The following is a 13,553-nucleotide window of genomic DNA, read 5'->3' as shown; positions in this document are numbered from 1 at the left end:
GCCGCCATTCTGCAGGGATGGCGGCCAAGCTGCTTGATGGCAGGCGAGGTGTGGTATGAGCGAAGGGAGCATGAATGGCCTGGTGCCGAATCATCGGCCTGATGGTAGGCAGGAGCCGGATCGGGCAGCCTCACCACGGAGCGCTGAAAATGCCACTGGTGAGGCCAACGGTCGTGATAATGAGCGGTTCGGCAATGCCTTGGCTCAGGAGGCGCGCAAGGACATGACAAACCAGCGCATGCGCGATGAACTGGATAATGCGGTTTCACGGCTCAACGACTTCGTTCAGTCCGTGCAGCGTGACCTGGCATTTGAAGTGCATGATGAGACGGGTGAGACAGTGGTCAAGGTGATTGACCCGGAAACCGACCAGGTTATCCGCCAGATTCCGGATGAGCTGGCGTTGAAGATGGCGGAGAACCTGCAGCAGGAGGAGCCTATAACGCTGCTTAACATCCGCGTTTGAAAGCTCCCGGTCTTGTTTCATGGCATGCCGCCTTTCTCCCGGGGAATGGCGGTTTTTTTGTTGGGTGCTGGGTATATGGAGTGGCACAGGGTGTGCACGGGCCAATGTGGGCACTTGTGAAGCGGCAAAATCGGTGCCTGTTTACAGTCAGTAACTGAACACCGGCAAAAAAAGGCAAAGTTTTGCCGGAGCTGGCCGTTAAACGGAATAGATGGCAATCAGACCGTCAGGGGGGGAGCTGTCATGGGTGGTATATCATCGCTGGGTGTTGGATCCGGTGTTCTGAACTCGGACCTGGTCGACAGGTTGGTGAGTGCTAAGCGCGCGCCTGCCGAGAACCGGTTGAGTCAGGAAAAGAAAGAAACCGAGGCGATGATTTCGGCGTTCGGCAAAGTGCGCAGTGCCGTGACAGACCTGCGTCAGCCCATGAGTGAGCTTGGATCACCGGATGCCATGCGTGCCTTCTCCGCCGATACCAGCGGCAGCAGCGTTTCTGTTTCAGTGGATAGTGCCAATGCCAGCTCGGGAAGTTACAGCCTGGACGTGCAGCAGCTGGCTCAGAGCCAGTCCCTGGCATCTGGAACCTTTTCGGACACCGACTCAACAAGCGTTGGCCAGGGCAGTCTGACGATCCAGACCGGTGACCAGAGCACCACCATTGATGTGGACGGCAGCAACGACACGCTCCAGGGGCTTGCGAACAGCATCAACGAGTCCGATGCGGGTGTTTCCGCCGGTATCGTGGATACCGGCAGTGGCTACCGGCTCACGCTTTCAGCCAATCAGAGCGGCACGGCGAATGGCGCCACGGTCTCGGTGTCCGACGCCGATGGCAACAACACGGACAATGCCGGTCTGTCCCAGTTTGCGTTTAATAGCAATGCCAAGAATCTGGACGAAACGGTTGCCGCTCAGGATGCCAGGTTATCGGTCAATGGTATTGATGTAACCCGTTCCTCGAACAGTGTTGAAGGCGTGGTGGATGGGCTGACCTTCCAGCTCCAGGATACGGGGACCACCTCCGTGGATGTGTCTCAGGATACGGGGGCGGTGGCGGACAAGGTCCAGGCCTTCGTGGATAAGTTCAATGCCTTTAAAAGCACTGTGAACGATCTCACCGCTTACAGTCAGGAGGATGGCGGCAGCCTGCTGACGGGCGATGCCACGATCCGCAATATCGAGAATCAGATCAAGAACGAGCTGAATCAGGTTGTGCCAGGGCTGGAAAACGCCAGTGTTCGCAGCCTGTCTGATGTGGGCATATCCACGAATTTTGAAAATGGGAAACTGGAATTTGATGCCCAGAAGTTCAAGGAGCAGCTCAAGGCCAATCCGGATGATGTGACGGCCCTGTTTGCGGAGCAGGGTCGCACGACGGACTCCCAAGTATCGTTTGTGCGCAGTGGTTCCGACACTGAACCGGGCGATTATGCCATTAACGTGACTCAGGCAGCCCAGCAGGGGCAGTTGGTGTCGAGTTCCCAGACGCCCTCAAACGTGACCGTGGACGCCGACAATAACAACCTGACCTTCGAAGTGGATGGGGATACGTCGGCCAGCATTGAATTGACGACCGGGGATTACACTCGCCAGGAACTGGCTACCGAGATCCAGACCCAGCTGGATGCCAATGATGCGCTTGACTCGGCTGATAAGCAGGTGAACGTGGGGGTTGATGGCAGCGGTAGTCTCACCTTTACCTCCAGCCGCTATGGCAGTGATTCCAACGTGGCCATTACCAGCGTTGACACCAATACTGCGTCCGAGCTGGGGCTGACGACAGAGACCGGAACCGCCGGGCAGGACGTTCAGGGCACGATCAACGGGGCCACGGCGGAAGGCGATGGTAAGATTCTGTTTCTGGCAAACAGCGACAACCCCGCCAATGGCCTTCAAGTCGAGGTTAATGGCAGTGAGACGGGGGATCGCGGTAGTGTCAACTTTATCCAGGGTGTTAGCGAGCGCCTGACCGATCGGGTTTCGAATATTGTTGGTTCAAACGGGGCTCTGGGGTCGACAACTGAAGCGCTGAACAACGAACTGGATGATATAGCCGACCAGCGGCAAGACCTGAACGACCGCATCCAGTCCTACCGGGAGCGGCTTACCAGCCGGTTTACCGCAGCCGATTCGCGCATTGCCCAGTTCAACAGCACCCAGCAGTTCCTCAGCCAGCAGCTCGGTGGTTCAAGTGGCGGTGGCCTTGGTGGTTAACCGTTAACGTTTGATGGCGAACAATCAAAAAACGCAACAGGGGTAGAATCATGAACGCACTGCAGGCTTACCAGCAGGTGAACACCCAGACCAGTATTACCGATGCGGACCCGCACAAGCTGATCCAGCTGTTGCTGGACGGTGCGCTTGAACGGATCAATATGGCCAAGAACCGGATTGAGGCGAAGGATTACGCTGGCAAGGGAAACCTGATCAGTAAAGCCATGGAGATCATTGGTGGCCTGCGGGGGGCCCTGGACTTTGAGCAGGGCGGTGAGCTGGCCGCTAATCTGGAAGCGCTCTACGATTATATGGAGCGTGGGCTGCTGGAAGCGAGCGTGCGCAATGACGTGGAAAAGCTTGAGGAGATTGCCGGCCTTCTGCGCACCGTCAAGGAGGGCTGGGAAGGCATCCGCGAAGAAGCACTGGAGTTCCTGCGCCAGCGCGACGCGGGGTAAAGGGGCTGACGGCTTTCGGCTCCTGTGCTTTACTTAAGGATAAGACTGAGGATGGGAGCCCTCTATGCTGCGTGCTCTGTTGTACGGTTTTTTCCTGAGCTTGGTTGTGGTTGTGGCGACTGTTCAACAGGTCCACGCCAATCCACGGGAACCGGTTACTTTCAGCCTGGCCGCCATTGACCCTTGGGCCGAGCGTACAGAGGAAGGAAAGAAGCAAGGGCTGCTGGTCAAGCTGGTGGAGGAACTGCGTAAGCGTACGGAAATCCCCATTGAATACCAGATCCGCCCCCATAGCCGCGCTGTTCTGGAAATGGAAGAAGGCCACACGGATTTTGTGCCGACCTTTGAGACACCAGGCATCAATGAGATTGGCAAGCCTGTGGCCGACCTTCTGGAAGTCGAGGTGTTCGTTCTGGGACGTGCGGGCGAAGAGCCCGTTGACTCGCTGAGTGACCTCAACGGTGAAAACATAGGCTATCTCAGCGGGACCTGGTACGGCCAGGCTTTTGCTGCCAATGAGGCACTCCAAAAGGTACCGGTCAACAATGTTGCGCATGGACTTGAGCTCCTGCAGCGTCACCGGCTGAAAGCGGTGGTGGCGTCAGAGGTCGCTATTCCGGCGGGCTATGATCCACAACAAGCCGATACGCGCGTGCGTGTGCTGCTTCCCCTGGCCACCCTCAAGGGTAAGCTCTATATGTCGAACAAGTCAGGCCGGGATGAAGCTGCCAAGGCCATTTCGGCCGCCGTTGAGGCCATGCATGAGGACGGCACAATGGAGCGGCTGTTCAGTAATCGCTACGAAGGAGATCGTGCTCGGGACTGATCAGCTCCCGGCTGCCAGCAGCCCCCGGATGTGCGCTTCCACCCCTTGGGTCAGGGACTGGAGGTGGTACCCCCCTTCCAGCATGGAGACGACCCGCCCCCGGCACAGCTGGCCGGCAAGGCGGGTGATCTCTCCGGTGAGCCAGGCGTAGTCATCGGTTTTCAGGCACACTTCCGCAAGGGGGTCGAGGCGGTGGGCATCAAAGCCGGCCGAGACCAGGATGAGCTGGGGCTGGAAGGCGGCGAGTTCGTCGAACCAGCCATCACTGACTGCCTGACGGAAGGTGGCACTGTCCGTGCCTGGATCCAGCGGCACGTTGAGGATGTGCCCCGGCATGCCGTGGCTGTGTTTGAAGGGGTAGAAGGGATGCTGGAAGCTTGAGCACAGCAGCACCCGCTGGTCGTGGCAGAAGATGTCCACGGTGCCATTACCCTGGTGCACGTCGAAATCGAGGATGGCGACCCGCTCCAGGTGGTGGAAGCTGAGGGCGTGCAGCGCGGCAATCGCGATGTTGTTGAAAAAGCTGAACCCCATGGTCCGGTTGCGCTCGGCATGGTGGCCGGGGGGGCGGATGGCGCAGAAGGCGTTTCGGGCCTGGTTGGTGAGTACCTGGTTAACCGCCTGGATGCCGGAGCCTGCCGCCAGTTTGGCGGAACGGAAGGTGTGGCGGTTCATGGCGGTGTCCGGATCGGCCATGATACGCCCCTGATCCGGCGTCATCTGTTCCAGCTGGTTGATGTAATTGTCTGGGTGGGCCCGGCGCAGTTCATCGTGCGAGGCTTCTTCCGCTTCGTTGAGGCTCAGCTGGTCCCAGAGGCCGGTCTCCTGCAGGTGTTCCCGGATGGCGGTGAGACGCCGGGGGCTCTCCGGATGGTCGTCGCCCATGTCATGCTTTTCGCAATCCGGATGATGAAAGTACGCTGTTGCCATCGTCGCGCCTCGCCATGCGGGTTAAACTTGAATCTGGGATTGTGGGCCGCGCGGGCGTGCGTGGCAAGGCAGGCAGGGTTCTGATCGGATCGGTAAGAGGGGCTTTATGTCCACCCGGCATCTTAATGCGTTGTTCAATCCAAGCTCCATCGCGGTCATAGGGGCGTCTGAAAGGGCGACCAGCCTTGGCGGTATGGTGCTGCGCAACCTCATGGGTGGGGATTACCCGGGGCAGCTGCTGGTGGTGAACCGTCATGGCTACGACAAGGTTCACGGCATCCGCTGTGAGCGCCGCGTCAAGCACATGCCCTGGGTGCCGGATCTGGCGATCATCTGTACACCACCGGAGACGGTTCCCAAGCTCGTCCGCCAGCTGGGTGAACGCGGCGTGCGCACCGCCATGGTCATGACCGGTGGTATGTCCCGCTCGTACAGCCGCAACGGGGAGCCGTTGATGTACGCCGTGCGTGATGCGGCTAAAAAGGCCGGCATCCGGGTGCTGGGTCCGAACACCATCGGCATCATGTCCCCGGATACGCAACTGAACGCAACCTACGCCCACATGGGCGTATTGCCGGGCAAGATCGGGTTTGTGGGTCAGTCCGGGACCGTGGCCAGTGCGGTGATCGACTGGGCATTCGCCCGGGGCGTTGGCTTTTCGCGACTGCTGACCTTGGGTGATGGCATGGACATTGCCCATGATGATCTCATCGACTATCTGGCCGAAGACCCTAAAACCGGGGCGATACTGCTGCACATCGAGCACATCCCAAACCCGCGCCGTTTCATTTCGTCCGTGCGCGCGGCGTCACGCTCGAAGCCGGTGATCGCGGTGAAGAGTGGCCGTTATCCGGAATCCGAATATCTGCCGCATTCGCTGCCCGACGGCATTACCCAGACCGATCCCATCTATGATGCGGCCCTGCAGCGTGCTGGTGTGCTGAGGGTTAATGGCCTGGATCAGATGTTCGATGGCCTGGAAAGCCTCTCGCGGATGCGGCGTGTGCGGCGAGAGGAGCTGGTGGTGCTGTGTAACGGTGTGGGCCCCGGGGTGCTGGCCGTTGACAGGTTGATCTACCAGGGCGGGGAGCTGGCGCAGTTCTCCGAGGAGACAGTGGCCAAGCTGGAGCAGCGGCTACCGGGCTATCTGAGTGTGCGTAACCCACTTGACCTTGGGTTTGACGCCTCCCCCCAACTCTACGCCGATGTGCTCAGGATCCTGGGTCAGGATCCGGGCATTGCCAATGTGCTGGTGATGTACACGCCAACCCTTCTGGAGGATACCCTCCACATCGCGGATTCGGTGATGCAGGTGGCCCGGGGCCAGCGACTGAACGTGTTCACCTGCTGGCTGGGCCAGAGTACGGTGCTGGACGCCCGGGATGCGTTTTACGAGTCGGGCGTGCCCACCTTCTTTTCCCCCGAAAAAGCCATCCGCGCCTTCATGCACTTTGTGAAGCATCAGCGTGGCCAGCGGTTGCTGGCGGAGACGCCGGAATCCTGGCCCGAGCCGGAGGTGGACCGGCAGCAGGCCCGTGAGATGGTCCAGAAGGTCATCCGCAGCCGCCGCAACCACCTGACCAACCGCGAGGCCCGGCAACTGGTGGGTGCCTATGGCATCCAGACGCTGGACACCGCGTACTGCGACGATGAGGAAGAGGCCGTGGAGGCGTTTCGTGAGTGGGGTGGTCCCGTCAATATCACGCTTTTGCACGAGCGGGCCTGTCATCCCTTTATGGAGGAGACCTCCGGCCGGGGCCGTTACCGGCACACGATCCGCCGGCTCAATGACGAGGCGGCTGTTGCCAATGCCTGCCGGACCCTGCTGGAGCAGTACCGCAAGCATTTCCCGAAGAGCGGTTTTCTGGGCTTTGCCATGCATCAGACGGATGCCGGGCTGGGGGGCATCGGCTTCAGCCTCGGGATCACCCGTGACGCTGTCTTCGGCCCCCTGATCGTCTGCGGCTCCGCCGGCGCCCGGGTCAACATCATGACCGACCGTCGGGTGGCCTTGCCGCCGTTGAACATGAACCTGGCGCACGAGCTTCTGGCCCGCAGTTATGCGTACCGGCTCCTGCGTGAATACAGCACCCAGCCGGAAGAAGACACCCGAACCCTGTGCCAGACGTTGGTGACGCTGTCGCAGATTAACAGTGATGTCCCGGAGATCCGGGGCCTGGAGATCCTGCCATTACTGTTCAGCCCGGATGGTGGTGTGGCCTGTGATGTGGCGATTGATCTGGGCGAACCGGTGAAGCCGGTGATCAAGCCCTATCCCAGGGAGCTGGAAGAGTGGGTCACGCTGAATTCCGGCCGTCGCGTTCTGGTCCGGCCCATCCGCGCCGAGGATGAGCCGGGGCATCTTGAATTCCATGAGAGCCAGTCGCCTGAAACCATCCGGTACCGGTTTTTCCAGTACCGCAGTCGCTTTACCCATAACGACATCGCCCGGATGGTGCAGATCGACTATGACCGGGAGATGGTGTTCATTGCCACGGAGTGGCTGCAGGACGGCACCGAGCGGACACTGGGGACGGTGCGTGTATGGACGGATGCGGACAACATCCAGTGTGAGTTCGCCGTCATGGTCCGGGATGACCTTCGCGGTGAGGGCCTGGGCCGGATCCTGATGGAGAAGATGATCCGTTATTGCAAATCCCGTGGCACCCTGGAGATGGTGGGCCATGTGCTGCCCGGCAACGAGGCCATGGCCGGATTGGCCAGGTCGCTCGGGTTCTCCGTGAGCTACGATCGGGAGGAGGATGTGGTCGCGCTCAAGCTGGCGCTGAACAAGCCCACGGAGGATTGGCACCTGGACCGGCTGGACGGGGAGATGCCGCCCATCTGACCTCCTCCCCGCCGGGTTGCCTGATGGGTCAGCCGCGTGTGAACACCCAGTTATCGCCGCTGGACAGTTCCTCGTTGAACGCGTAGCCGTCCGTATCGAAGTTCTTCACCTGCTCGGGGTTGGTCAAGCGGTTGCGGATGATGTAGGCGGCCATCATGCCGCGGGCCTTCTTGGCGTAGAAGCTGATCATCTTGTACTGGCCGTTCTTCCAGTCCTTGAACTGGGGCGTGATGATGCGGGCGCCCAGCTGTTTGTGATCCACGGCCTTGAAGTACTCGTTGGAGGCAAGGTTGATCAGCACGCCATCATCCTGTTCCAGTTCCTGCTTCAGGTGGTCGGTGATGGGCTGCTTCCAGAAGGCATACAGGTCCTTGCCCCGGGCGTTTGGGAACTTTGTCCCCATTTCCAGCCGGTAGGGCTGCATCAGGTCGAGGGGCCGCAGCACGCCGTAGAGCCCTGACAGGATCCGCAGGTGGTGCTGGGCGAAGTCGAAGTCGTTCTCGCTGAACCGGTCCGGTGCCATGCCTTCGTAGACGTCGCCCTTGAAGGCGAGCACGGCGGGGCGTGCGTTGTCCGGCGTGAAAGGGGTGTGCCATTGCTGGTAGCGCTGGGCGTTGAGTTCGCCGAGCTGTTGGCTGATGCCCATGAGGTTGCTGACCTGGTGGGGTTCGAGCTCTTTGAGGTCGTCGATCAGTTCCCGGCTGTGTTCCAGGAACTGGGGTTGCGAGTGGCTGCTGGTGGGCAGTTTGCTGTCGTAATCGAGTTTCTTGGCGGGTGAGACGACCATTAACATTTTCTATCCTCCCGTGGGTTGGCTTAGTTTTATTCTAACATGGTTGCCGGGTAGAGAGTGGGGGAAGCTTTCCTCAGTGGTTCCCCAGGAACGCGATCACATTCTCCGCTGTAAACGGCCAATCCAGTTCCTTGCCTTCGGGTTCCATGCGCAGCACGGGAATGCGCTCGCCGTACTTCTGGACCAGCTCTTCGGACTCACTGATGTCGACGACGTCAACCGGCATGGGCGTGTCGAGTGGGGTGTGGACCAGGATCTGCTCGGCCTGTTCGCAGAGTTCGCAGTTGTCGGTAACGTAGAAATAGAGGCTGGTGCCTGTGGACATGGTATTGGGTTCCCCCGGATAATCCCGGCCTTGTTTGGTCAATGCCGGGGATCTGGTTCATGTGGTTTCGTAACGCGCGTCTTTATCGTATCACCAAAGCCTTTGAGTGGTCCGCCGAGGCCCTGGAGGAGGCGCTGGCGAAGCGTGCTTTCCAGCCCTGTGGTCCCCAGGATACGGAGCGGATGGGGTGGGTGTCGCCCCTTGGCCGCGATGGCGATGAGCTGGTGTTTACGTCCGGGGAGTGTCATCTGGTTTGCCTGCGGCGGGAGGAGAAGGTGCTGCCGCCGGCGGTGGTCCGCGAGGAGGTGGATGAGCGCGTGGCGGCAGCCGAGCAGGAGCGTGGTGAGCCCCTGAGGCGCAAGGAGAAAACGGAGATCAAGGAACAGGTTACGCTGGAGCTCCTGCCCCGGGCGTTCACCAAGTCCCGGTTCATCCATGCCTACATCGCGCCTTCCCAGGAGCTGGTCGTGGTGGATTCGGCTGCCAGTAGCGCGGCGGAGACCCTGCTTTCCGAGTTGCGCGAGACGCTGGGATCCATGCCGGTTCGTCCGCCAGCGGTGCATCAGTCCCCGGCCTATACGATGACGCAGTGGTTGCGAGGCGAGGCGCATCCGCCCGCGGGGCTGGTGCCTGCGGATGAGTGCGAGCTCCGGGATGATGAGGAGCAGGGGGGCGTCGTCCGCATCAAGGGTGTGGATCTGGGTGGCGATGACGTACGCAGCCATCTGGACAACGGCATGAGCGTGACCCGGCTGGCGCTTGATTGGGAGGATCAGCTCTCACTGGTGCTGGATGATGAGCTTACGCTGCGGCGGTTGCGTTTTGGGGATGATCTGAAGGAGAAGCTGGACGACGAGGCTGGCGATGACCGCGTCGCCCGTTTTGATGCCGCCTTCAGCCTGATGGCCCTGGAGCTGGAACGGCTGGTGCCGGCGCTCCTGGAGGCGTTTGGTGGCGAGGATCGTTCTGCGCTCAGCGCTTGATCTGGGCATCGAATTGTTGCCCGGTCACGCCTTTTGAGTCCGGGCCCATCAGGTAGAGGTAGGCGTCCATGATGGCGTCCGGTTCGGGGTTGCTGCCGGGGTCTTCCGCCGGGTAGGCAAGGTGGCGCATGTGCGTGCGTGTGGCGCCGGGGTTGAGGCTGTTCACGCGCACGGCGGTGCGTGCGTCGTCCAGCTCGTCAGCCAGGGTTTCCATCAGACCTTCGGTGGCGAACTTGGAGATGGCGTAGGCGCCCCAGTTGGCTCGCCCCTTTCGGCCCACGCTGGATGAAGTGACAATCACCGACGCATCCGGGGCAGCGCGCAGCAGCGGGATCATGGCTTGGCTGAGCAGGAAAGCGCCGGTGACGTTGGTACGCATGACCCGCTCCCACTCGTCCGGGTTGTAATATTCCAGTGGCGTACGGTCGCCCAGGCGACTGGCGTTATGCAGCAGGCCGTCCAGTCGTCCAAAGTCTTCCTGAAGTCGGGTTACCACCTGTTCGTAGTCTTCGGCCCTGGCGCCTTCGATATCCAGGGGCAGGATCAGCGGTGCCGGATGGCCGGCCGCTTCAATCTCGTCGTAGACCTTTTCCAGTTTCTTGATGGTGCGCCCGACCAGTATAACCGTGGCGCCATGGGCGGCGTAGGTTTTGGCGGCGGCGCGGCCAATGCCGTCGCCGGCGCCGGTGACCATGATGATGCGGTCGTTCAGGAGCTCGGGTGAGGGCTGATAGTTCTCGACGGTCTGTGCGCTCATGCGGGATCCGTTTCGGGTTTGTGGGTGTCGATAATGGAAAAAAGCTCGCGGCCATGGTCGATGATGTGGTCGGCGCGCCAGTCCGTCACCGTTTCGTCCGCGCCCAGGTAGCCGTAACGCGCGGCCACGGTGGTCATACCGGCGGCCTGGCCGGATTCGATGTCGCGCCGATGGTCGCCGGCGTAGAGGCAGTGCTCAGGCATCACGCCAATCTGTTGCGCGGCCAATTGGACCGGCTCGGGATCCGGCTTGGTGTGGGTAACGTGATCGGGACAGACGACGCTGGCGCAGCGTTGCAGTAGGTCCATTGCCGCAAGCAGTTTCAGCGTGTATTGACTGGCCTTGTTGGTGACCACGCCCCAGGGAACGCCTTGGGCGTCCAGGTGGGCAAGCACCTCGGCAAGCCCCGGAAAGAGCCGGGTGTGGACGGCTATGTGGTCGGTGTAGAGTGCCAGCAGTTCCGCATGGTGTTGATCGTAGCCCTCATCCTCCGGACGCAGTCCAAAGCCGAGCTGAACGAGCCCGCGGGCGCCGTTGGAAACCACTCGCCGTATGCTGTGCTCGTCCATTGGCTGGAGGTTGTGGCGGGAACGCTGGGTATTGAGGCACCAGATGAAATCCGGCGCGGTATCCAGAAGGGTGCCGTCCAGGTCGAACAGGATGGCGCTGAAACGGCTCACTCGCTGGCCTCCGGTTTGACGCCGTGGATGAAGTAGTTGACGTCAATGTCCTGCCCCAGCCGGTAATGGCCGGTGACCGGGTTGTAGGTCAGACCCGTGGTGTCCCGGGTTTCAATGCCGGCGTGGCGGAAATGGCGGTCCATTTCCGAGGGCCGGATGAAGCGCTTCCATTCGTGCGTTCCCCGGGGCAGCAGGTTGAGCACGTATTCGGCCCCCACTTTGGCAAAGAGCCAGGATTTAGCGTTGCGGTTGATGGTTGAGACGACCAGGCTGCCACCGGGGCGCAGCAGCCGCGCGCAGGCGGCGACGGTGGCGGCCGGGTCCGGTACGTGTTCCAGGACCTCCAGGCAGGTCACGGTGTCATAGTGGCCGGGTTCCTGCTGGGCGAGGACTTCAACATCCTCAATACGGTAGTCCACGGTGACTTCGGCCTCCAGTGCGTGCAGGTCCGCCACGCCCACTGCTTCCCGGCTCAGGTCGATACCGGTAACGGTGGCGCCACGCCGGGCCATGGCCTCGCTGAGCAGTCCGCCACCGCACCCCACGTCCAGAACCGTCTGCCCGTTGAGGTTGCCGGTGTGCTGCTCGATGTAGCCCAGCCGCAAGGGGTTGATCTCGTGCAGTGGCTTGCATTCGCCTTCCGGGTCCCACCAGCGCTGGGCCATGGCGTCGAATTTGGCGATTTCTTTCTGGTCAACGTTCGGGGTCATGGCAGCTTCCTCAGTGTTTATCGGCTTCGGCGATGTGGTGTTGCCACTGCTTGACCCGCTCGCGCAGGCCATGGAGGTCCATGCGCTGGAGCTCGCCGTCAACCAGCCGTGGCTCGCCGGCGACCCAGGTGTGGGTGACCTGGCGACCGTTGGTGTTGTAGACAAGGTGCGGCAGTGGGTCATAGACCGGCTGGGCGAGGATGTCGCCCAGATCCACGGCGATCATGTCCGCTTGCTTGCCCGGCTCGAGCGTGCCCACGCGGTTGTCTATGCCAAGGGCGCGGGCCCCGTTGATGGTGGCCATGCGCAGGACGCTGTAGGCGTCCGTGGCACCGGCTTCCAGGGTGTTGAGTTTGCCCAGAAGGGCGGCGGTCTGCATCTCGCCGAACATGTCCAGGTTGTTGTTGCTGGCGGCCCCATCGGTCCCCAGGGCCACATTCACACCAGCGTCCAGCAGGCGTTGGACGGGGCAGGCGCCGCTGGCGAGTTTCATGTTGGCTTCCGGACAGTGGAGCACATGAGCGCTGCTTTGCTGGAGCAGTTTCAGGTCGTGCTCATCGACCTGGGTCATGTGCACGCACTGGGTGCGGGGCGAGATCAGGCCGAGGTTCGCCAGCCGGCGGGTGGGGCGGAGGCCATGGGTCTGGATGCTGTCGTCGACTTCCCCCGCCGTTTCGTGCAGGTGGATCTGGATGGGGAGATCCACTTCCTCGGCCAGGGTGGCGATGCGTTTGAGCGGCTCGTCCGAGATGGTGTAGGGCGCGTGTGGGCCGAAGGCGATGGTGGCCAGGTTGCTGTTGCGCACGCGGTCGTGGAGGGCGAGCCCTTTCTGGATGTATTCTTCCGGGCCGCTGCCCCACTGGGTGGGAAAGTCCAGGATCGGGAACGCGGACTGGACGCGCATGCCATGCTGCTGGGCGGTTTCCACAATGGTCTCGGGGAAGAAGTACATGTCCGAGAAGCAGGTGGTGCCGGTTCGCAGCATTTCGGCGATGGCGAGCTGGGTACCATCGGCTACGAAGGCTTCATCCACGAAGCGGCCTTCGGCGGGCCAGATGTGGTCCTGGAGCCATTCCCTGAGGGGCAGGTCGTTGCCGAGGCCGCGCAGCAGGGTCATGGGCGCGTGGCCGTGGGCGTTGATGAGTCCGGGCATCAGCAGCTGGTCGCCCAGGTTCCGGTGTTCGCTGGGGCGGTACCGTTCCAGGGCAGTGTCCGTGGGGCAGATGTCGTGGATGCGGTTGCCCTGGATGGCGATGCTGTGGTGTTCAAGGACCTGCCGGTCGGTCATGGGCAGGAGCCAGCGGGCGCTGATGAGTTGGTCGATTGGTTGCATCTGGCTCATGGAGTGCTCGGCTGCTGGTTTCGGGTCTCGGCTTTCAGGGACTTGTGAGTGGTGCCCTGTGGCTTCAGACTCGGAAGTATAACGGATGGTGGCTCTGGGGCCCATGGTCGGGTTATCGCCAGATCCATGGTCCGTCACTAGGCTTGGAGCGTTGTGGGAGGCCGGGAATGGGGGAGTGCTTTCCGGGAATCGCTATGAATCCATCCTTGGACGCTGCGCGA

General features: G+C 61.4%; 13 protein-coding genes. 6 read left to right on the top strand and 7 right to left on the bottom strand.

Features of this window, described 5'->3' with window-relative positions:
* The first annotated feature begins 55 nt into the window (after positions 1-55).
* From AC1RQI_RS07050 to AC1RQI_RS07035, 4 genes are all read left to right on the top strand, one after another.
* Positions 56-466 carry a flagellar protein FlaG gene (locus AC1RQI_RS07050; protein WP_481904186.1) on the top strand — a complete coding sequence of 137 codons (411 nt, stop codon included), beginning with the start codon at positions 56-58 and terminating at the stop codon, positions 464-466.
* A 243-nt stretch (positions 467-709) separates the two neighbouring features.
* Positions 710-2,680, top strand: coding sequence for a flagellar filament capping protein FliD (gene fliD, locus AC1RQI_RS07045; RefSeq protein ID WP_481904185.1), 1,971 nt, complete (start codon positions 710-712; stop codon positions 2,678-2,680).
* A gap of 50 nt (positions 2,681-2,730) precedes the next feature.
* The gene (gene fliS / locus AC1RQI_RS07040; RefSeq protein ID WP_416634177.1) at positions 2,731-3,138 is read left to right on the top strand and encodes a flagellar export chaperone FliS; all 408 of its coding nucleotides are present in this window, start codon (positions 2,731-2,733) and stop codon (positions 3,136-3,138) included.
* A gap of 64 nt (positions 3,139-3,202) precedes the next feature.
* A complete protein-coding gene (locus AC1RQI_RS07035) occupies positions 3,203-3,964 on the top strand; it encodes a substrate-binding periplasmic protein (protein WP_481904184.1) in 762 nt (253 codons plus the stop codon).
* On the opposite strand, the gene AC1RQI_RS07030 is transcribed toward AC1RQI_RS07035, so the two are convergent.
* Positions 3,965-4,894: a histone deacetylase family protein gene (locus AC1RQI_RS07030; protein ID WP_481904183.1), complete on the bottom strand. Its 930-nt coding sequence runs from the start codon at positions 4,892-4,894 to the stop codon at positions 3,965-3,967.
* 106 nt (positions 4,895-5,000) lie between these two features.
* Between AC1RQI_RS07030 and AC1RQI_RS07025 the strand changes: the two genes are divergently transcribed.
* Complete coding sequence (locus tag AC1RQI_RS07025) at positions 5,001-7,742, top strand: bifunctional acetate--CoA ligase family protein/GNAT family N-acetyltransferase (protein ID WP_481904182.1); 2,742 nt, start codon at positions 5,001-5,003, stop codon at positions 7,740-7,742.
* A gap of 28 nt (positions 7,743-7,770) precedes the next feature.
* Here AC1RQI_RS07025 and yaaA read toward each other — a convergent pair whose 3' ends face one another.
* Complete coding sequence (gene yaaA, locus AC1RQI_RS07020) at positions 7,771-8,535, bottom strand: peroxide stress protein YaaA (RefSeq protein ID WP_481904181.1); 765 nt, start codon at positions 8,533-8,535, stop codon at positions 7,771-7,773.
* A gap of 73 nt (positions 8,536-8,608) precedes the next feature.
* Entirely contained in the window at positions 8,609-8,860 is a 252-nt protein-coding gene (locus tag AC1RQI_RS07015) for a glutaredoxin family protein (protein ID WP_481904180.1), read from the bottom strand.
* Positions 8,861-8,919: 59 nt separating this feature from the next.
* Between AC1RQI_RS07015 and rdgC the strand changes: the two genes are divergently transcribed.
* Positions 8,920-9,843 carry a recombination-associated protein RdgC gene (rdgC, locus tag AC1RQI_RS07010; RefSeq protein ID WP_416634183.1) on the top strand — a complete coding sequence of 308 codons (924 nt, stop codon included), beginning with the start codon at positions 8,920-8,922 and terminating at the stop codon, positions 9,841-9,843.
* Here the strand turns inward: rdgC and AC1RQI_RS07005 are convergent.
* Genes AC1RQI_RS07005 through AC1RQI_RS06990 form a run of 4 tightly spaced genes read right to left on the bottom strand, consistent with a single transcriptional unit; the run spans position 9,833 to position 13,332 of the window.
* Entirely contained in the window at positions 9,833-10,600 is a 768-nt protein-coding gene (locus AC1RQI_RS07005) for a YciK family oxidoreductase (RefSeq protein WP_481904179.1), read from the bottom strand. The genes rdgC and AC1RQI_RS07005 overlap by 11 nt on opposite strands.
* A complete protein-coding gene (locus AC1RQI_RS07000) occupies positions 10,597-11,280 on the bottom strand; it encodes an HAD-IA family hydrolase (protein ID WP_481904178.1) in 684 nt (227 codons plus the stop codon). The genes AC1RQI_RS07005 and AC1RQI_RS07000 overlap by 4 nt, the downstream gene beginning before the upstream one ends.
* Positions 11,277-11,990 carry a bifunctional 2-polyprenyl-6-hydroxyphenol methylase/3-demethylubiquinol 3-O-methyltransferase UbiG gene (ubiG, locus tag AC1RQI_RS06995; RefSeq protein WP_481904177.1) on the bottom strand — a complete coding sequence of 238 codons (714 nt, stop codon included), beginning with the start codon at positions 11,988-11,990 and terminating at the stop codon, positions 11,277-11,279. Before ubiG ends, AC1RQI_RS07000 begins: the two co-directional genes overlap by 4 nt.
* A gap of 10 nt (positions 11,991-12,000) precedes the next feature.
* A complete protein-coding gene (locus AC1RQI_RS06990; protein ID WP_481904176.1) occupies positions 12,001-13,332 on the bottom strand; it encodes a TRZ/ATZ family hydrolase in 1,332 nt (443 codons plus the stop codon).
* Positions 13,333-13,553: the final 221 nt, after the last annotated feature.

Source organism: Salicola sp. AFF1, assembly GCF_056783195.1.
Note: the sequence above shows the minus strand (reverse complement) of the source record. Positions and strands in the feature narration are given on the sequence as shown.

Bases quoted from the DNA above. Each gene is read 5' to 3' on its own strand.
- fliD (WP_481904185.1), top strand. From the start codon at position 710: ATGGGTGGTATATCATCGCTGGGTGTTGGATCCGGTGTTCTGAACTCG.
- AC1RQI_RS07050 (WP_481904186.1), top strand. From the start codon at position 56: ATGAGCGAAGGGAGCATGAATGGCCTGGTGCCGAATCATCGGCCTGAT.
- AC1RQI_RS06990 (WP_481904176.1), bottom strand. From the start codon at position 13,332: ATGAGCCAGATGCAACCAATCGACCAACTCATCAGCGCCCGCTGGCTC.
- yaaA (WP_481904181.1), bottom strand. From the start codon at position 8,535: ATGTTAATGGTCGTCTCACCCGCCAAGAAACTCGATTACGACAGCAAA.
- rdgC (WP_416634183.1), top strand. From the start codon at position 8,920: ATGTGGTTTCGTAACGCGCGTCTTTATCGTATCACCAAAGCCTTTGAG.
- AC1RQI_RS07005 (WP_481904179.1), bottom strand. From the start codon at position 10,600: ATGAGCGCACAGACCGTCGAGAACTATCAGCCCTCACCCGAGCTCCTG.
- AC1RQI_RS07030 (WP_481904183.1), bottom strand. From the start codon at position 4,894: ATGGCAACAGCGTACTTTCATCATCCGGATTGCGAAAAGCATGACATG.
- ubiG (WP_481904177.1), bottom strand. From the start codon at position 11,990: ATGACCCCGAACGTTGACCAGAAAGAAATCGCCAAATTCGACGCCATG.
- AC1RQI_RS07025 (WP_481904182.1), top strand. From the start codon at position 5,001: ATGTCCACCCGGCATCTTAATGCGTTGTTCAATCCAAGCTCCATCGCG.
- AC1RQI_RS07035 (WP_481904184.1), top strand. From the start codon at position 3,203: ATGCTGCGTGCTCTGTTGTACGGTTTTTTCCTGAGCTTGGTTGTGGTT.
- AC1RQI_RS07015 (WP_481904180.1), bottom strand. From the start codon at position 8,860: ATGTCCACAGGCACCAGCCTCTATTTCTACGTTACCGACAACTGCGAA.
- fliS (WP_416634177.1), top strand. From the start codon at position 2,731: ATGAACGCACTGCAGGCTTACCAGCAGGTGAACACCCAGACCAGTATT.